This window comes from Rhizobium sp. BT04 (genome assembly GCF_030053135.1).
Classification (GTDB): Bacteria; Pseudomonadota; Alphaproteobacteria; order Rhizobiales; family Rhizobiaceae; genus Rhizobium; species Rhizobium binxianense.
Map to the genome: position 1 here is coordinate 2080001 of NZ_CP125652.1, position 18292 is coordinate 2098292.

Consider the following 18292-nt stretch of genomic DNA (forward strand, 5'->3'; position numbering starts at 1 on the left):
AAATGCCAAGCCTTTCTTATACGCATCCGGATCCGGTCAAGGCCGCCGCCGGTATCGTCATCAGCCGCAAGGAGCTGGCCGGATTCATGGTCTGCCGCTGAGGCAGCCGACCCCATCAAGTCCTGGCGGCGCTTTATCGGGAAGCGCTGAGTGTCTTTTGCGGCGCCTGATATCCCTCTCGTTTTTTATTCGTCTTGCTGGCATCCTTCCGCCGTTCATGCCAAGAGACGGCATCAAAAGCAGGACAAGGACGGCAGATGAGGGAGCGGCGCCCACCGCACAAGACGCGCGAGCGGACAAAGCTTGCCGATGACGCTGCCGGCAAGCGGGTCACCCTCCCCCGCGCCCTTTCCAAGCTCGGTTATTGCTCCCGCACGCAGGCCGAACGCCTGATTGCCGAAAACCGCGTCGCTGTCGACGGCCGGGCCGTCACGGATATTTCCGCATGGGTCGATCTTGCAACGGCGAGGATCAGCGTCGACGGCCTGGTTATCGCTGCCGAGGCGAAAATCTACCTGATGCTCAACAAGCCGCGCGGACTGGTCACCACCCGCCATGATCCCGAAGGCAGGCCGACGGTCTATGATTGCCTCAGGGATTTCGACATCCCGCATCTCTCCCCCGTCGGCCGGCTCGACAAGGCGAGCGAGGGCCTGCTGCTTTTCACCAACGACACCGAATTTGCCCAGATCCTGCTCGATCCGATCACGCATGTGACGAAGACCTATCATGTTCAGATCGACCGCATCATGGATGACGAGGCGATGGCCGCAATGACATCGGGCATTCGCCACGACGGCGAGTTGCTGACGGCAACCGCCGCGCGGCGCCTGCGCCAGGGCGACAGGAACTCATGGATCGAGGTCGAACTCGACGAGGGCCGCAACCGCCAGATCCGCCGCATGCTGGAAACGCTCGGGACGGAATGCCTGCGCCTTGTGCGCGTCGCAATCGGCGAGCTCGAACTCGGCGAACTACCGAAGGGCGCCGTGCGCGCGCTGACTGCGGCGGAATTGCAGTCGCTGCGGCGGAAAACCGGCATCGAAAAGGCAAGACGCAATTGACTGATGTGACTGGCATGGCGCCGCACGATTTCTGGCAGGAGTTTGATCCGCCGGACACCTTTGCCGGCGATGGCGAGTTTGCCGCCTTCTATGTCGCCGCACTGGAAGATGGCCGCCAGCTTCGCCTGCCGATCCGCGTGTTGGCGGACGGCAATCACGCCCTCGCCTCGCTGATCGTCAACCAGGCAAGCTTCGCCGTGCTCGATACGCTCGCCGAAAGCCTCGCCGAAAAGATCAGGCCTAGGGGCATCGATGTCGTCGCCGGCCTGCCGACGCTCGGCCTGACACTTGCCGCCGCCGTGGCGCAGAAGCTCGGTCATAACAGGTACGTTCCGCTCGGAACCTCACGTAAATTTTGGTACCGCGACGAGCTCTCCGTTGCCCTGTCTTCGATCACCACGCCGACGCAACAAAAGCGCCTCTATATCGATCCGCGCATGCTGCCGCTGCTGAGCGGACGGCGCGTCGCCTTGATCGACGATGTCATTTCCAGCGGCGCCTCGATCGTCGCGGCTCTTGATCTGCTGACGGCCTGCGGTATCGAACCGGTCGTCATCGGCGCCGCCATGCTGCAATCGGAGCGCTGGCGCGAAAGCCTGACGGCCGCCGGCCCGCAATGGACCGCGCGCACCGTCGGCGTCTTCGCAACGCCCCTTCTGGAGCGGAACGCCGCAGGCCGGTGGCAGGCCCCAGCGGCCTGAGACGAGATATTGCAGGCCTGCCTGCCGGCACCTCTGTACAGCCCACGAGGAACGATTACAGTCCGCCCGATCGATGAAACACGGACCTGCCCATGTCGTTCGAGCAAGCATCCCTGCTGATCCTTCTGCTGGCGATGCTGGTTCTCTTCTCACTCGATCGCTTCCGCATCGAGGTGGTCTCGATCGCCGGTCTGCTTGCCGGCTATGCGCTTGGCCTTTATCCCGCCGATCGGATCTTCACGGGCTTCGCCAGCCCCGTCGTCGTCAACGTCGTCGGGATCCTGCTGATCGTCCAGGTTCTGGCGCGCAGGCTCTTCGACAGTCTCCCTGCCCGTTTCGCGGCCACAGAACCCTCGGGTTTCCAGGTCATATCAGGCATGCATCGCTCGCCGGCTTCACCTCCATCTTCATGAATATCGGTGCCTTTGCGATCACCCTGCCGGTGGCGCTGCGACTCGGCACGGCTCTGGCGATCCCTCGCCGCCAGTTCGTCATGCCGGTCTCGTTCGCAGCCCTGCTCGGCGGTCTCGTTTCGCTGATCGGCACGCCGGCCAACCTGCTCGTCAGCGAGGCGCTCGGCGAGGCGAGCGGAGCCGGCTTTCACTTCTTCGATTTTGCCTATGTCGGCCTGCCGGTCGCAATCTCCGGCACTCACCGGGGCGGCCGAGACCATCGCCGGCTGGAGCCTCGTCGTGCCGATCACCCATGCGCTCTTCGGCGTCGCTCTCATCCTCTTCCTCGCCATGGCGCTGACGCCCTTCGTCAATAACGCAACCGTCGCCATCGTCCTGACCCCGATCGCACTGGAATTTGCAAGAACCGGCCAGCATGCGCCGCACGCCTATCTGATCGCGGTCGCCGCCGGTGCCTCGCTCGATTTCCTGACGCCCTTCGGCCATCACAACAACACGCTGGCCATGGGCATCGGCGGCTACCGCTTCAGCGACTTCCTGCGCGCCGGCTGGCTGCTTGCCGTTACAAGTAACGGCCTCGCCTTGTTTCTCCTGGCTCTGTTCTGCCTGTGATGCGATACTTGCGGCCACCTTGACTTCCCGGCAATGAAACGACAGGAAGCCTTCACCCAATCACAAGGACAGTCGAGCGCCGTGCGAATCCTCTCCGAAGCCCATTTCCCGGAACTGCCGAACTATTATCGCGGCAAGGTGCGCGAGAATTACGACCTTCCGGACGGACGCCGGATCATCATCAGCACCGACCGGCTGAGCGCCTTCGACCGCATCCTCACCTGCATCCCCTATAAGGGCCAGGTGCTGACGCAGACGGCGCGCTACTGGTTCGAGGCGACTGGGGATATCTGCCCCAATCACGTTCTCGACTATCCCGATCCGAATGTCGTCATCGGCAAACGGCTCGACATCCTGCCGGTCGAGATCGTCGTGCGCGGTTATCTCGCCGGCACCACCGGGACCTCGATCCTGACGCTCTACAAGAAGGGCGAGCGCGAGATGTATGGCATGCGGCTGCCCGACGGCATGCGCGACAACCAGATCCTGCCCGAACCCGTCATCACCCCGACCAGCAAGGAATTCGACGGCGGCCATGATGAGCCGCTGACGCCTGAGGAAATCGTCACGCGTGGCCTTCTGACTGCAGAGCAATGGCAGATATTGTCGACCTACGCGCTCACCCTCTTTGCCCGCGGCCAGGAGATGGCGGCCAAACGCGGCCTGATCCTTGTCGACACAAAATATGAATTCGGCACCGATGGCGATGGCAATATCATCCTCGCCGACGAGATCCACACGCCCGACAGCAGCCGCTACTGGCTTGCCGAAAGCTATCCGGCAAGCTTCGCTGCCGGAAAACGGCCTGATAGTTTCGACAAGGATTTCGTCCGTGCCTGGGTGGCCGAGCGCTGCGACCCCTATAAGGACGAGATTCCCGAAATCCCCGTCGAACTGATCGAGCAGACCTTGGCCGTCTATATCAAGGCTTACGAGGCGATTACCGGCGAGCGTTTTGTCCCCGACGATAGCGACGAGACGGCGCTTGCCCGTGTTCGAAACAACCTAGCCCCCTATTTCCCTTGAAAAGACGAGGGGCAAAGCCGACCGGCCAAGCATCGGCTTGCGGTTTGTCTCCCAATAGCGCTAGCATTAAAGAGGGTACCGGGCCCGGCCCGGCGGGGGACGGATGATAAAAAGGCCGAGACGCAAGGCCGAGGAAACGCGGGAGGACATTCTCTCCATGGCGGAGATGCTGTTTCGCGAGCGTGGCTATCTCGCGGTGTCGATCGCCGATATCGCAGGGGCACTGCACATGTCGCCCGCCAATGTCTTCAAACATTTTCATTCCAAGGTTGCACTGATCGACGCGATCGCCGGACGCCATCTCGACAATGCCACCGAGCGTTTCGCCGCCTTCGAGCAGGACCTGCCGCCCAAGGAGCAACTGCTCCGCTTCGTCCTGCGCCTGCTGGAAGGCCATCTGCAGGACATCCAGAAGAACCCTTACATCTTCGAAATGGTGCTTTCGACGATCGAGGCCAAACTCGACGCCGGCAACCGCTATCGCGCCCGTATAGAACAGAAGCTCGGTGAGATCATCCGCGAGGGCATAGTGGAGGGACGCTATCAATGCCGCGATCCCGAGAGCGCCGCACGCACCGTCGCAGACGTGCTGGCCTGCGTATTGCACCCGATCCTGATCGCCCGCGACGACAAGGAAACTCTCGTCCACCGTGCCGAGGACATCGTCGGCTTCGTCGATGCCGCATTGCAAAATAACGCTTGCTAAGTGACGATTGCTGACTTACGTCACTTCGTAAAGCCTTTCTTAAATTCGGATAATGGCATTTGAAGCCAAACCAATCCTGACGCTTATAGGAGCCTGCGCTCGGTCAAGCTGAGCCGCGGCCGAGCCCGTGGATTGAATGGCCATTGCCACCGCACAGGGAATTCAGAATGATACGGCGCGCCCTCCTCATCTCCTCGGCCCTGGCGCTCGGCACCTTGCTCGCCGGCTGCAGCGACAATGCCGGCAAGCCCGCCGGCAATACGGGCGCAGGTGCCGCACAGCAGGCCGCCGCCGTCGGCGCGGTCACGATGACGAAGGCCACGTTCCCAATCACGACGATCCTTCCCGGCCGCGCCGAGACATTCCAGACGGCCGATATCCGCCCGCAGGTGAGCGGCCTCATCCGCGAGATCGCCTTTAAGGAAGGCGGAGAGATCAAGAAGGGCGACCTTCTCTACCAGATCGAGGATGCCCCCTATATCGCCGCCGTAGAGCAGGCCAAGGCGGCAATCTCCAAGGCGCAAGCCAGCGTGCCGAGCGCCGAAAGCAATCTCGACCGCTATCAGCGCCTCGTCGGCAGCGGCGCGACCCAGATCGAATTCGAAACAGCCAAGACGACGCTGCTCCAGGCCAAGGCCGAAGTCGAGTCGGCAAAGGCAGCACTTTCCGCCGCGCAGATCGATCTCGACCACACCAGGATCGTCGCACCCTTCGACGGCGTCATCGACCAGACGGCCTATAATGTCGGCAACGTCGTCTCGGCCAATCAGACGACGGCGCTGACGACGATCCGCCAGCTCGATCCGATCTATATCTCGCTGACGGAATCGAGCACCAACCTTTTGAAGCTGCGCGATGCGATGGCCGCCGGCAACATCAAGGGCGCAGACAACGTCGCTTTCCACCTGATCCTCGAAGACGGCAAGGAATATAACCAGCTGGGCAAGCTCGACATGTCGAAGCAGGTGGTCAGCGAGACCACAGGCACTTTCATCATCCGCGTGCTCTTTCCCAATCCCGATCGCGTCGTCCTGCCCGGCATGTATGTGCGGGCAACCGTCGAGCTCGGCGCCGAGGCCGGTTATGCGCTGCCGCAGCTGGCGACGAGCCGTGATGCCAATGGCCGGCTGACGGCACAGTTCATTTCCGCCGACGGCAAGGTCGAAACCCGCGCCTTCGAGAACAGCTCACCCTCCAACAATTCCTGGCTCGTGACCGAAGGCATCAAGGACGGCGATCAATTGATCGTCAGCGGCCTGCAGTCGATCACAGCGGGCATGCCGGTGAAGCCCGTTCCGATGAAGATCAACGACAACGGCGTGGTCGTGCCTGCCGAGCAGCCCGCGGCCGGTGATACGCAGAAGCCCGCAGCGAAATAATCGCAGCAGGCCCGCATCGTCACCGTCTCAGCCGCACAGGAACAACCGATGGCCAAGTTTTTCATCCGACGTCCGATTTTCGCCTGGGTCATTGCGATCACCATCATGCTCGCCGGCCTGCTGGCGATCTTCACGCTGTCGATCTCGCAATACCCCGACATCGCCCCGACGACGGTCCGCATCAATGCCACCTACCGGGGCGCCAGCGCCGAGACTGTCGAGAAATCGGTGACGACGATCATCGAGGATGGCATGACCGGCCTCGACGACCTGACCTACATGACCTCGACCTCGTCGACCGGTTCGGCCAGCATCCAGCTCACCTTCGGGACCAGCGCCGACCCGGATATCGCCCAGGTGCAGGTGCAGAACAAGCTGCAGCTGGTTCAGTCGCAGCTCCCGGGCGACGTCATCGACGCCGGCATCAGCGTCACCCGCTCGACGTCGAGCATTCTTCTCGTCGGCTCGCTCGTTTCGACCGACGGCAAGCGCAACTCGGTCGACCTCGGCAACATCATGTCGACCTCGATCGAGGATCAGATCCAGCGGCTGGAAGGTGTGGGCAGTATCAACGTCTTCGGTTCGGGTTACGCCATGCGCGTCTGGCTCGATCCGTTCAAGCTCTTGAAATACCAATTGACTCCGAGCGACGTCACGTCAGCCATCCAGGCACAGAACACCCAGGTCTCCGTCGGGTCGCTCGGCGCCCAGCCGGCCCTTCCCGGCCAGCAGATCAACGTCACCATCACCGCCCAAAGCCAGCTGACCACCGTCGCCGATTTCGAGCACATCATTCTGAAGGTCGAAAAGGACGGCGCAACGGTGCGCTTGAGCGACGTCTCGCGCATCGAGATCGGCCAGGAAAGCTACGGTGGCGGTTCGCGGTACAACGGCCAGCCGTCGACCGGTTTTGCCGTCAATCTCGCGATCGGCGCCAACGCCATCGATACCGCAGCCCGCGTCCGCTCCGCCCTCGAGGTCATCGGCCGCACCCTGCCGGCGGGCGTGGAGATCACCTATCCCTACGATACGACGCCTTTCGTGGAACTGTCGATCGAGAAGGTCGTGCATACGCTGATCGAAGCGATCGTGCTCGTCTTTGTCGTGCTGCTCGTCTTCCTGCAGAACCTGCGAGCAACGCTGATCCCGACGATTGCCGTTCCCGTGGTGCTGCTCGGCACCTTCGGGGTGCTGGCCGTCACCGGCTACTCGATCAATACCTTGACGATGTTTGCCATGGTGCTGGCAATCGGCCTCCTGGTCGACGACGCCATCGTCGTCGTCGAAAACGTCGAACGCATCATGTCCGAAGAGAAGCTTTCGCCGCTGGAGGCGACGGAAAAATCGATGGGCGAGATCACCGGCGCCATTGTCGGCATTGCGCTCGTTCTCACCGCCGTCTTTATTCCGATGGCCTTCTTCGGTGGTTCGACCGGGATCATCTATCGTCAGTTCTCGATCACCATCGTCTCCGCCATGCTGCTGTCTGCGCTCGTCGCCCTGGTGCTGACGCCGGCACTTTGCGCCACGATGCTGAAGCCGGTCGGCGAACACAGGAAGCACCGCGTCGGCGACTGGTTCAACCGCAATTTCACCCGCTCGACCAACGGTTATATCAGCGCCATCGGTTATCTCTTGAAGCGGCCGATCCGCGTCATGCTGGTTTTCCTGCTGGTCGGCGCCGGCTGCGCCTATCTCTTCACCCGCCTGCCGAGCTCCTTCCTGCCGCAGGAAGACCAGGGCGTGCTGCTGACCATCGTCACCACGCCGCCGGGCTCGACCACGCAGCAGACCCAGGCGGTCGTCGAGAAAGTCGAAAAATACTATCGCGAGAATGAGAAGGATGCCGTCGAATCGGTGTTCGGCGCGCTGGGCTTCGGCTTCAACGGCTCCGGCCAAAACAGCGCCATCGTCTTCACCAAACTCAAGGATTTCTCGAAACGCACCGATCCGCAGCTGAGCGCCCAGTCGGTTGTCAACCGCGCGCTGCGCAGCTTCTTTGCCATCCGCGAGGCACAGGTCTTCGCACTCCTGCCCCCGGCAATCCAGGGTCTCGGCGTATCGAGCGGCTTCTCCATGTATCTCGTCGATACCGGCGGCCACGGCAACGACGCCCTGACGGCCGCCTCCAAGCGGCTGATCCAGATGGGCAATACGTCGGGCAAGATCGTGGCGCTGCGCAGCAGCAATAAGGAAGTCGAGCCGCAGATGCGCATCGTGCTCGATCAGGAGAAGATCGGCGCCATGGGCGTCGATATCGCCTCGGTCAATTCGATGCTGTCGATCATCTTCACCGGCCGCGACGTCAACGACTTCACGCTGAACGGCGAGATCAAGCCGGTCTATGTTCAGGGCGATGCGCCCTTCCGCATGCAGCCGGATGATCTCGACCATTGGTACGCCCGCAACACTGCCGGTGAAATGGTGCCCTTCTCCGCCTTTACCAGGACGGAGTGGGTGAAAGGCGCGCCATCGCTTGCCCGCTTCAACGCCGTCAGCGCCATTCCGCTCGACGGCGCTTCCGCACCCGGCGTCTCCTCCGGCGATGCGATGAACGAAATGGAAGCGCTGACCGAACAGCTCGGCGGCGGTTATACGGTCGCCTGGCAGGGCATCTCCTACCAGGAGCGCCTTTCCGGTTCGCAGGCGCCGATGCTCTATGCGATCTCGGTTCTCGTCGTCTTCCTCTGCCTGGCGGCACTTTACGAAAGCTGGTCGATCCCCTTCTCGGTGATCATGGCGGTGCCTGTCGGCATCCTCGGCGCGCTGATGGCGGCCACGCTCTTCAGCCAGGCGAACGACGTCTATTTCAAGGTCGGCCTGCTGACGACCATCGGGCTGGCGGCGAAGAACGCGATCCTGATCGTCGAATTCGCCAAGGACCGCATGGAAAGCGGCATGGGACTCTACGAAGCGACGCTGGAGGCGGCGAGATTGCGACTGCGGCCGATCATCATGACGTCGCTCGCCTTTATCCTCGGCGTCGTGCCGCTGGCGATCGCCACGGGCGCCGGCTCGGCGGCCCAGAATGCCATCGGCATCGGCGTCCTCGGCGGCATGCTGGCGGCGACGATGCTCGGAATTTTCTTCGTACCGTCGTTCTTCGTCGTCATTCGACGCATCTTTGCCACACGGAGCAAAAATGCGGCAGGAGTGTGATAAAAATGCACTGTGATAATGCTGTTCTCGTTGCTACATTGCGCCCGACTGCTTCGGAATGGTGTTTTTGGTACGACGAGGCGCGGCGGCCGATAGTGAAGCATGAAGCTTCGGACAAGAATTGACTTGCTCGAGTACAGGATGAAATGAATGGTATCTCTTCGTTTTGCCACACCGGCATTATTGTTATTACTGTCGGGCTGTGTGGTTGGCCCGGATCATGTTCCTCCTGAGATGCCGCTGCCCGCCAAATTCGGAGAAGGCGGAACGAAGAGCGATGGTGATGTTGCGACCGCCGCATGGTGGACCGCCTTCAACGATTCGAGGCTGAACGGCTACGTCAACGCCGGCCTCGAGCAGAACCTGTCAGTCCAGCAGGCGATCGAACGCATAAATGCGGCCTCCGCCAACGTCACCACCGCCGGCGCCGGCGGCCTGCCGAACCTGACCGTCGGCGGCTCGCACACGGTCAGCGGCCAGAGGGGCGAATTGCGCACGCAGTTCGACACGCGCAACACCAGCGCCGGCGACGTCCAACTGAGCTGGCTGCTTGATCTCTTCGGCCTCTACAAGCGCAGCACGGAGAGCGCGCTCGCCTCGCTCGATTCCGCTTACGCATCCGCTGATGTCGCCAAGCTGACCCTCGTGCAGGATCTCGTGTCGAGCTATATCGACGTTCGCTATTATCAGCAGCGCCTAGCGCTTTCGAATGCCAACCTGAAGTCTCGCCGGGAAACCTACGAACTGACCAAGTTCCAGCTCGAAGCCGGCGCCGCCTCGCGTCTCGACGTCGTTCAGGCCGAAGGCCTGGTGCAGTCGACGCTCGCCGAAATTCCGGGCCTCGAAACCAACATCCGCATATCGGCCCATCACATCGCGACGCTGCTCGGCCTGCCGGCCTCAGCCCTGGTCGATGAATTGCTGAGGGGCTCTGGTCAGCCGGTATTCCGCGGCGGCATCACCTCCGGCATCCCGGCGGACCTGATCCGCAACCGTCCCGATATTCGTGTGGCGGAACGTGATCTCGCTGCTGCAACCGCCAATATCGGTGTAGCCCAGGCGCAGCTGTATCCGAGCATCTCGCTCAGCGGCTCGATCTCACCGTCCTACATCAACCAGCGTGGTGTCCATGGCGGCCTGACGCCTTGGTCCTTTGGCCCGACCCTCAACCTGCCGATCTTCGACGGCGGTCGCCTGCGCGCCAACGTCAAGTCCGCGCAGTCCGATGCCGCCACGGCCTATCTCAACTGGAAGTCGACGGTGCTGACCGCGGTCGAACAGGTCGAGAACGCGCTTTCGGCCGTCCGGCGCGACGCCCGCACGGTCGCCGCACTTCAGGCCCAGGTAAAGACCACCCAGGAAACACTCGAACTTTCCACCGCATCCTACAAGGACGGCGCCTCTTCGCTGCTCGACGTTCTCGACGCGCAGCGCCAGGTCTCACTGGCCCAGGCAAGCCTTGCCCAGTCCGTCCAGCAGATGGCCAAGGACTACGTCTCGCTGAACATCGCCGTCGGCGGCGGCTATGCGCCTGGCGGCAAAACCACCGCACCGGTGAAGCCCGTGCCGACAGCGAAGCCAGCCAAGAGCTGATCGGCAGCCGGTCTTTTGGAAAATTGGAAAATCGAAACCCCGCGATCGTCTCGCGGGGTTTTTTGATGCCTGCCGAATTCGCTTCGCGGATAATTGCGCATAAGATGAATTTGGATTCGACAAGCAAAAAAAGCTGAGGTAAAGCTCTGATTAAACGATTAATCAGAGCGCCGTCGATCATGGCTCAATCGCGCCCGGGACCAAACCTCAGCAGGATAGCGACGTCGCTCGGCGTCTCTGTCGCCACCGTCTCCAATGCGCTTTCCGGCAAGGGCCGGGTCTCCGGCCAGTTGATCGAGAGAATCCGCGAGCACGCAGCCGAACTCGGCTATGTCCCGAGCCAGGCCGGCCGGGCGCTCAGGACCGGACGCAGCGGCGTCCTCGGCCTGGTGCTGCCCGATATCGCCAATCCGCTGTTCCCGAAGATCGCTCAGGCGATCGAATTCGCAGCCTCCGCCGCCGGTTACGGCGTGCTGATCGCCGATTCCCGCGGCGATGCCGCCACCCAGACCGAGGCGATCAACCGGCTCGTCGAGCGCAGCGTCGACGGCATGGTCATCATTCCCCGCCGCGCCACTCGTATTTCTGCCGCCGCCTGTCCGGTCGCCGTCATCGACACCGCCTCGACGCCAGGCAACACCGTGGCCGCCGACCATTGGCAAGGCGGCCGCGAAATCGCCGACCATCTCGCCGGCCTTGGCCATCGCCACATCCTCATCATCGGCAACAACCAGGAATCCAACGTCCAGAACGACCGTGCCGGCGGCATCCGCTCCGGCATGCGCCCGGGCATGCATGCGGAAACACTGTGGATCGACAGGCTGGAGCAGGATGGCGGCATTGGCTGCCCGCTCGGCCTCGCTGAAAAGGTAGAACAGGGTTTCACCGCCTTCGCAGCCCTCTCCGACCTCCAGGCCCTGCGCGCGCTGACGGAACTGCAGCAGGCCGGCATCAGCATTCCCGCCGATGTCAGCGTCACCGGCTTCGACGATCTCATCTGGTCACCCGTCGTTACGCCGTCGCTGACGACGGTCCGGATGGACATGGATAGAATCGCCGAGATTGCCGTGTCGGCGCTGACGGATGCCATAAGAACCAGCGCCACCGGGGAGGGCATGCTCGTTACCGCGGAAATCGACCGTGTCGCCATGCAGTTGATCGTCCGCCAATCGTCCGGGCCCTGCGAGCCCGGCACCAAAAACCTCAGAGATGGAGAACATGTAGGATGAAAAAAGCTGTCATTGCCGCGGTGGCGCTGTCCGCACTGTCACCGCTTGCCGCATCGGCGGCAGAACGGACGCTGACCATTTCCGTCTATGCCTTTGCCCAGGATGATTTCAAGACGCTGGTCTACGATCCGTTCGAAGCCAAATGCGGCTGCAAGCTCGTGGTCGAGACCGGCAACAGCGTCGAACGCCTGGCCAAGATGGAGGCCAACAAGGCCAACCCCGTCGTCGATCTTGCCGCCGTTTCGATGGCCGATGCGCTGGCCGCCTCCCGCGCCGGGCTGACCGACAAGGTGGATACCGCGAAACTTTCCAATTTCGCCAAGCTGTACGACATCGCCAAGGATCCGAACGGTGACGGCATGAGCGTCGGCTATACCTTCTACGCCACCTCCATCGCCTATCGCTCCGACAAGATGAAGATCGACTCCTGGGCCGATCTCTTGAAGCCGGACTATGTCGGCCACGTCGCCTTTCCGAACGTGACCACCAATCAGGGGCCGCCAGCGCTCTACATGCTGGGCCAGGCGCTCGGCAAGGACACGCCCGATCTGAAGGGACCGATCGAGGCGCTGGGCGAGAAGAAGGACGAGATCGTCACCTTCTACGAAAAATCCTCGCAGCTCGTGCAGCTGATGCAACAGGAGGAGATCTGGGCAGCGCCGATCGGCCGTTTCTCCTGGGCAGGTTTCACCAAGCTCAACCTCCCCATTGCGTGGGCTACGCCAAAGGAGGGCCAGACCGGCGGCATGAACGTCCTGGTGCTGACCAAGGGTTCGAAAAACGCGGATCTCGCCTTGCAGTTCATGGATTTCTGGCTTTCGACCGACACCCAGACCAAGCTCGCCGAGAAGCTGATCGACAGCCCCGCAAACAGCGAGGTCAAGCTTTCCGAGGCAGCGGCCAACAACCTCACCTATGGCGAGGAAACGGCGAAGAGCCTCAAGCTGATCCCTTCCGCCGTCGCCCTCGACAATCGCGCCGGCTGGCTGAAGACATGGAACGAGAAGGTCGGCCAGTAACGTGAAATCTGGTCCCGGCGCCGCCGGGACCGCTCTCCTGTCCTGGAAAGGCGCCTCATGTTCCAGAACCGCGCGGAAGCCCTGGCGCTTGCCCTGCCGGCAGCCATCTTTGCGACCATGGTCTTTCTGCTGCCCGTCACGATCCTGCTGTCGGAGGGCTTCCAAGCCGGCAGCGCCTGGAGCCTGTCGGCCTATGCCGATTTCTTTTCCGAAACGCTGAACCGCACCGTCTTCCTGCGCACCTTCCGGCTCGGGCTCGAAGTCACCGCCGTCTCCGCGGTCATCGGTTATGCCGCAGCCTTTGCCATCGTCAATCTGCCGGCGAATGGCAAGGGCCGGATGATCGGCCTCGTCACCCTGCCGCTGATGATCTCGCCGGTCGCCCGCACCTATGCCTGGATCGTCATTCTCGGCCGCACCGGCATCGTCAACCAGGCGATCACGGGCCTCGGCCTCAGCGCCGAGCCGCTGCGGCTGCTGTTCACCGAGACCGCCGTCTTCATCGGGCTCCTGCAGCTCTTCCTGCCGCTGATGATCCTCTCCTTGATCAGCGCGCTGGAAAACATGCCGAAGGATGCCATTCCGGCCGCTCGCGTGCTTGGCGCCAACTGGTTCCAGGTCTTCTGGAAAGTCATCCTGCCGCTGACCAGGGAGGGCCTCGTCGTCGGCGGCACGCTTGTCTTCACCGGCTCGCTCACCGCCTATATCACCCCCGCCGTGCTCGGGGGCTCCAAGGTGCTGATGCTCGAAACGCTGATGTACCAGCAGGTTTCCGTCGCCAATGATTTCGTCTCGGCCAGCGTCATCGCTCTTATCCTGATCATCATGAGCTTTGCCGCCAACATCCTGCTGAAACGTCTTGCGACGGCGAGGAACCGCAAATGACCCTCCGCCTGTTTTCGCCTATCGTGCTTGCCCTGCTGCTGGTCTTCCTGATCGGCCCGTTTCTGATCATCATCGCCGCGTCGCTCTCGGCCGGAGAGACGCTGGCCTTTCCGCCACAGGGCCTGTCGCTGCGCTGGATGATGAAGGTGTTCACCATCGAGAGTTTCCGCGACAGCTTCGCCATGTCGATGTTCCTCGCCGTCTTCGGAACGCTCGCAGCCCTCGTCCTCGGCATCCCGGCCGCCTACGCCCTGTCGCGCTACCGGCTGCCCTCGGCTGAGACCGTCCGCACCATCGTCTCGCTGCCGATCATCGTGCCCGGCATCATCGTCGGCCTGGCGCTGCTGCGTTATCTCGTCGTTCCCTTCGGCTTCAACATCACGCTCGCGCTCTTCTTTGCCCATACGGCCCTGGTGCTGCCCTATGCCGTGCGCGTCGTCTCCGCAAGTCTCGACAATCTGCGCTCTGATATCGAGGAGGCCGCCGTCCTGCTCGGCTCCTCCAGGCTCGGCGCCTTCTTCCGCGTGGTGATGCCGAATATCCGCGGCGGCATCCTTGCCGCCTTCATCCTCGGTTTCGTCACCAGCTTCAACCAGGTGCCCGTCTCGCTCTTCCTCTCCGGTCCCGGCGTCCGCACACTGCCGATCGACATGCTGGGTTACATGGAAACCACCTACGACCCATCCATCGCGGCGCTCTCCGCCCTTCTCGCCTTTCTCTCGATCGGCATCGTCTTCCTCGCCGAACGCTTCCTGGGATTTTCGCGCTATGTCTGATGCCTATCTTCAACTCGACAAGCTGACGCTTGCCTATGGCGATACGGTCGCGGTCGGCAATCTCGACCTTACGATCGGCAAAGGTGAACTCGTGGCGCTTCTCGGTCCCTCCGGCTGCGGCAAGACGACGACGATGCGCGCCATCGCCGGCCTGCTGACGCCCACCTCCGGCCGCATCAGCCTCGACGGCGCCGATATCACCCGCATCTCTGCCAACAAACGCGCCGTCGGCCTCGTCTTCCAGTCCTACGCCCTCTTCCCGCATCTGACGGTCTATGAGAACGTCGCCTTCGGCCTGCGCCTCAAGGGCATTTCAGGTGCGGATCTCAACGCCCGCGTCGGTTCCGGCCTCAAATCCGTCGGCCTCTCGGCCTTCGCCGGCCGCAAGCCCGCCGAACTCTCCGGCGGTCAGCAGCAGCGAGTGGCGCTCGCCCGCTCGATGGTGATGGAGCCGAAGGTGCTTCTGCTCGACGAGCCGCTCTCCAATCTCGATGCCCGGCTTCGCCTCGAAATGCGCGCCGAATTGCAGCGCGTACAGAAGGAGACCGGCGTCACCATGATCTTCGTTACCCACGACCAGACCGAAGCCCTGGCGCTCGCCGACCGCATCGTCGTGATGCTGAACGGCGGCATTGAACAGATCGGCACGCCGGAAGAGATCTACAACAATCCCGCCTCTGCCTTCGTCGCCGATTTCGTCGGCTTCGAGAACGTCTTCGCGCTGAAGGACGGAAAGCTAGCGACGCCGAACGGGCCGGTGGCTCTTTCCGGCGCAGTGCCGGAAGCCTCAGCGGGCTTGGCCTGGCGGCCGCGCGCGGTTAACCTCGGTTCCGGCCCCTTCCAGGGCGCCGTGCGCGGCACCTCTTTCGCCGGCAGCACCCGCGAATATCTCCTCGATACGCCGCTTGGGCCCATCAAGGCCGAGATCGACGCAAGCCAGCCGCCGCATGAGATCGGCAGCGCGCTCGCCTTCGACCTGCCGGTTGCCGGCGCGGCAAACCTCAAACGGTTCGGGTGAAATCATGGGCGTCTGGATCGATACCGACATGGGCTTCGACGACATATCAGCCATTCTGGTGGTGGCACAGTCGGAATATGAGATCGACGGCCTATCACTGGTCTTCGGCAATGCGCCGCTGCCGCAGGTGAGAAGGAATGCTGCCGGCGCTGCCATCGCCTTCGGCTGGAAATTCCCCATCCACACCGGCCGCGCCATGCCGGTTCTCGGCAAGCTCGAAACCGCTCAGGCGATCCTCGGCGCAACCGGCATTCCGACCATCGGCAAGACCCTGCCGGAGGGACCCGCCCTCGCCGAAAGCGATGCCTTCACGGCGCTCTGCCGCTGGCTGGAACGTGACGGCCAGCACCGCATCCTGGCGCTCGGGCCCCTTACCAATATTGCCGCCGTGGCGCTTGCCCGGCCCGATCTCGCCGCCCGTATCAGCGAACTCGTCTGGATGGGCGGCGGCGTCACATCGGGCAACCACACGGCCTCTGCCGAGTTCAACGCGCTGGCCGATCCCGAGGCGCTGGCGATCGTCATCGCCCATGGCCTGCCGCTGCGCATGGTCGATCTCGACCTCTGCCGCAAGGTGCTGGCGCGGCCCGAGGATGCCGAGCCGGTGCGCACCGCCGACGGCACCAATGCGGAGCTGATCGCCGATATGCTCTCGGGCTATGTAAGCATCGCCACCAGCCGCGGCCGCCCCGCCATGGCGATCTACGACCCCTGCGCCGCCGTCGCCTTTGTCGCTCCCGATATCGTCAGCTTCCGTCCCGCGCGCATCGACGTCGAGCTGCAGGGCGCCCTCACCCGTGGTCGCACCGTCGTAGAGACCCGCGCCGCGCATGCGAATTTCAATGCGCAATTCGCCGCCGACATCGATGCCGATAGGGCGCGTGTGATCATTCTCGCCGCCCTGGTCAACGAGGCCCGCAAATGAACGCCACCCCTCGCCAGGAACCCGCCGATCTCAACGATCCCGACTTGCGCGCCCGCGCCGTTGCTGCCGCGCGCGGCGATGCCCCCTTCGACGTGCTGATTACCGGCGGCCGGCTGCTCGACGCGGTGACGGGCCTGATCCGCGACGCCGATATCGGCCTCGCCGGCGCGCTGATCGCGAGTGTCCATGCCCCGGCAAGCCGCACGGATGCAGTCGAGATCATCGATGCGGCGGGCAGCGTCCTGACGCCCGGCCTGATCGACACCCACATGCATGTCGAAAGTTCGATGGTGACACCGGCCGAATATGCAAGCGCGGTACTGCCGCGCGGCGTCACATCAATCGTCTGGGATCCGCATGAATTCGGCAACGTCCATGGCCTCGACGGCGTGCGCTGGGCGATCGAGGCGGCGCGTTCACTGCCGCTGCGCATGATCCTGCTCGCCCCATCCTGCGTACCATCGGCGCCCGGCCTGGAACTTGCAGGCGCCGACTTCGATGCTGCCGTCGTCGCCGAGATGCTGCGTTCCTCCGCCGTCGGCGGCGTTGCCGAAGTCATGAACATGCACGGCGTCATCGATGGCGAACCGCGCATGACTGATATCGTCAATGCCGGACTTGCCTCCGGCAAGCTCGTCTGCGGCCATGCCCGCGGCCTCGAAGGCGCCGATCTCAACGCCTTTATGGCATCGGGTATCACCTCCGACCACGAACTCACCTCCGGCGCCGACCTCGCCGCCAAGCTTGCCGCTGGCTTGACGATCGAGCTGCGCGGATCCCACGACCATCTGCTGCAGGAATTCGTCGAGGTGCTGAACGGTCTCGGCCACCTGCCCCCAACCGTGACACTCTGCACCGACGACGTCTTTCCCGATGAACTCTACAAAAGCGGCGGCCTCGACGACGTTATCCGCCGTCTGGTGCGCTACGGCATGAAACCGGAATGGGCGCTGCGGGCCGCGACCTTCAACGCCGCAGCGCGGCTGAAACGCTCCGATCTCGGCCTCGTCGCAGCCGGCCGCCGCGCCGACATCGTGCTCTTCGAGGATCTCCAGGAATTCCGGGCGCGGCTGGTCATATCGGGCGGCCGCATCGTCGCCCGCAACGGCGGCATGCAGGTCGACATCAGGCAACTCGATACCGCACCGCTTGAAAATTCGGTAAAGCTCCCGCAATTCGGCGAAAATGATTTCCGCATTCCGTCGAAAGGCACACGCGTCCGCGTCGCCACCATCGACTGCCCGCGCTTCACGCAATGGGGCAAGGCCGAAACAGAGGTCAGGGACGGCTTCGTCGTGCCGCCGGCCGGCAGTGCCATGATCGCAGTCGTCCATCGCCACGGCAGGGCCGAAGGCACCCCGCGCATCGGCTTCCTCACCGGCTGGGGCGAATGGCGCGGCGCCTTCTGCACCACCGTCTCGCATGACAGCCACAACCTCACTGTCTTCGGCGGCAATGCACGCGACATGGCGCTCGCCGCCAATGCCGTCATATCAGCGGGCGGCGGCATGGCGGTCGCAAGAGACGGCGCGATCGAGGCGCTCCTGCCGCTGCCGCTCTCCGGCCTGGTGACCGATGCATCGCTTGAGAACACCGCCCTGGCCTTCGCCAACATCCGTAAGACCATGGAAAAGATCGCCGACTGGAAACCGCCTTACCGGGTCTTCAAGGCCTGCTTCGGCGCCACACTCGCCTGCAACGTCGGCCCGCACCAGACCGATCGAGGGATTGCGGATGTGGTGACGGGGGGAGTGATGGAAAGTCCCGTGCTGGAGATTTGGTAAGCC

At 63.1% G+C, this 18292-nt stretch carries 14 protein-coding genes and 2 pseudogenes (1 of these 16 only partly in view); all 16 read left to right on the forward strand.

The genetic code is table 11. From position 1 onward, the window contains the following. Nucleotides 1–101, forward strand: partial view of a hypothetical protein gene (locus QMO82_RS18740; RefSeq protein ID WP_097621140.1) — the end only. The gene continues 106 nt to the left of window position 1, outside the view; 101 of the gene's 207 nt are visible here — the last part of the coding sequence; the start codon falls outside the window, past its left edge; it ends in the stop codon at nucleotides 99–101. Between the two features lie 156 nt (nucleotides 102–257). Continuing rightward, nucleotides 258–1064 (forward strand): pseudouridine synthase, encoded by an 807-nt coding sequence (locus QMO82_RS18745; RefSeq protein ID WP_183609652.1) that lies wholly within the window; start codon nucleotides 258–260, stop codon nucleotides 1062–1064. Between the two features lie 14 nt (nucleotides 1065–1078). Continuing rightward, nucleotides 1079–1765, forward strand: a complete 687-nt coding sequence (locus QMO82_RS18750) for a phosphoribosyltransferase (protein WP_183609665.1) — start codon at nucleotides 1079–1081, stop codon at nucleotides 1763–1765. A gap of 92 nt (nucleotides 1766–1857) precedes the next feature. Then, a pseudogene (locus QMO82_RS18755) lies at nucleotides 1858–2790 on the forward strand (SLC13 family permease). An 81-nt stretch (nucleotides 2791–2871) separates the two neighbouring features. Continuing rightward, entirely contained in the window at nucleotides 2872–3816 is a 945-nt protein-coding gene (locus QMO82_RS18760; RefSeq protein WP_183609664.1) for a phosphoribosylaminoimidazolesuccinocarboxamide synthase, read from the forward strand. A gap of 103 nt (nucleotides 3817–3919) precedes the next feature. Next, nucleotides 3920–4522 (forward strand): TetR family transcriptional regulator, encoded by a 603-nt coding sequence (locus tag QMO82_RS18765; RefSeq protein WP_183609651.1) that lies wholly within the window; start codon nucleotides 3920–3922, stop codon nucleotides 4520–4522. A gap of 167 nt (nucleotides 4523–4689) precedes the next feature. Continuing rightward, nucleotides 4690–5901: an efflux RND transporter periplasmic adaptor subunit gene (locus QMO82_RS18770; protein ID WP_183609650.1), complete on the forward strand. Its 1212-nt coding sequence runs from the start codon at nucleotides 4690–4692 to the stop codon at nucleotides 5899–5901. 48 nt (nucleotides 5902–5949) lie between these two features. Continuing rightward, nucleotides 5950–9060, forward strand: coding sequence for an efflux RND transporter permease subunit (locus tag QMO82_RS18775; RefSeq protein ID WP_183609649.1), 3111 nt, complete (start codon nucleotides 5950–5952; stop codon nucleotides 9058–9060). A 150-nt stretch (nucleotides 9061–9210) separates the two neighbouring features. Further along, nucleotides 9211–10653, forward strand: a complete 1443-nt coding sequence (locus QMO82_RS18780) for an efflux transporter outer membrane subunit (RefSeq protein ID WP_183609648.1) — start codon at nucleotides 9211–9213, stop codon at nucleotides 10651–10653. A gap of 179 nt (nucleotides 10654–10832) precedes the next feature. Further along, nucleotides 10833–11877, forward strand: a pseudogene (locus tag QMO82_RS18785) (LacI family DNA-binding transcriptional regulator). 1 nt (nucleotide 11878) lies between these two features. After that, complete coding sequence (locus tag QMO82_RS18790; protein WP_183609646.1) at nucleotides 11879–12901, forward strand: ABC transporter substrate-binding protein; 1023 nt, start codon at nucleotides 11879–11881, stop codon at nucleotides 12899–12901. Between the two features lie 57 nt (nucleotides 12902–12958). Beyond that, complete coding sequence (locus QMO82_RS18795; RefSeq protein WP_183609645.1) at nucleotides 12959–13786, forward strand: ABC transporter permease; 828 nt, start codon at nucleotides 12959–12961, stop codon at nucleotides 13784–13786. Beyond that, complete coding sequence (locus tag QMO82_RS18800; protein WP_183609644.1) at nucleotides 13783–14562, forward strand: ABC transporter permease; 780 nt, start codon at nucleotides 13783–13785, stop codon at nucleotides 14560–14562. The genes QMO82_RS18795 and QMO82_RS18800 overlap by 4 nt, the downstream gene beginning before the upstream one ends. Continuing rightward, nucleotides 14555–15580: an ABC transporter ATP-binding protein gene (locus QMO82_RS18805; RefSeq protein WP_183609643.1), complete on the forward strand. Its 1026-nt coding sequence runs from the start codon at nucleotides 14555–14557 to the stop codon at nucleotides 15578–15580. Before QMO82_RS18800 ends, QMO82_RS18805 begins: the two co-directional genes overlap by 8 nt. A gap of 4 nt (nucleotides 15581–15584) precedes the next feature. Next, nucleotides 15585–16505: a nucleoside hydrolase gene (locus QMO82_RS18810; protein ID WP_183609642.1), complete on the forward strand. Its 921-nt coding sequence runs from the start codon at nucleotides 15585–15587 to the stop codon at nucleotides 16503–16505. Beyond that, nucleotides 16502–18289, forward strand: a complete 1788-nt coding sequence (locus QMO82_RS18815) for an adenine deaminase (RefSeq protein ID WP_183609641.1) — start codon at nucleotides 16502–16504, stop codon at nucleotides 18287–18289. The genes QMO82_RS18810 and QMO82_RS18815 overlap by 4 nt, the downstream gene beginning before the upstream one ends. Nucleotides 18290–18292 lie beyond the last annotated feature (3 nt).

What these genes read in the sequence shown, in the direction of transcription:
- QMO82_RS18815 (WP_183609641.1), top strand. Translation starts at nt 16,502, where the DNA reads ATGAACGCCACCCCTCGCCAGGAACCCGCCGATCTCAACGATCCCGAC.
- QMO82_RS18780 (WP_183609648.1), top strand. Translation starts at nt 9,211, where the DNA reads ATGGTATCTCTTCGTTTTGCCACACCGGCATTATTGTTATTACTGTCG.
- QMO82_RS18800 (WP_183609644.1), top strand. Translation starts at nt 13,783, where the DNA reads ATGACCCTCCGCCTGTTTTCGCCTATCGTGCTTGCCCTGCTGCTGGTC.
- QMO82_RS18770 (WP_183609650.1), top strand. Translation starts at nt 4,690, where the DNA reads ATGATACGGCGCGCCCTCCTCATCTCCTCGGCCCTGGCGCTCGGCACC.
- QMO82_RS18805 (WP_183609643.1), top strand. Translation starts at nt 14,555, where the DNA reads ATGTCTGATGCCTATCTTCAACTCGACAAGCTGACGCTTGCCTATGGC.
- QMO82_RS18745 (WP_183609652.1), top strand. Translation starts at nt 258, where the DNA reads ATGAGGGAGCGGCGCCCACCGCACAAGACGCGCGAGCGGACAAAGCTT.
- QMO82_RS18790 (WP_183609646.1), top strand. Translation starts at nt 11,879, where the DNA reads ATGAAAAAAGCTGTCATTGCCGCGGTGGCGCTGTCCGCACTGTCACCG.
- QMO82_RS18765 (WP_183609651.1), top strand. Translation starts at nt 3,920, where the DNA reads ATGATAAAAAGGCCGAGACGCAAGGCCGAGGAAACGCGGGAGGACATT.
- QMO82_RS18775 (WP_183609649.1), top strand. Translation starts at nt 5,950, where the DNA reads ATGGCCAAGTTTTTCATCCGACGTCCGATTTTCGCCTGGGTCATTGCG.
- QMO82_RS18750 (WP_183609665.1), top strand. Translation starts at nt 1,079, where the DNA reads ATGGCGCCGCACGATTTCTGGCAGGAGTTTGATCCGCCGGACACCTTT.
- QMO82_RS18795 (WP_183609645.1), top strand. Translation starts at nt 12,959, where the DNA reads ATGTTCCAGAACCGCGCGGAAGCCCTGGCGCTTGCCCTGCCGGCAGCC.
- QMO82_RS18810 (WP_183609642.1), top strand. Translation starts at nt 15,585, where the DNA reads ATGGGCGTCTGGATCGATACCGACATGGGCTTCGACGACATATCAGCC.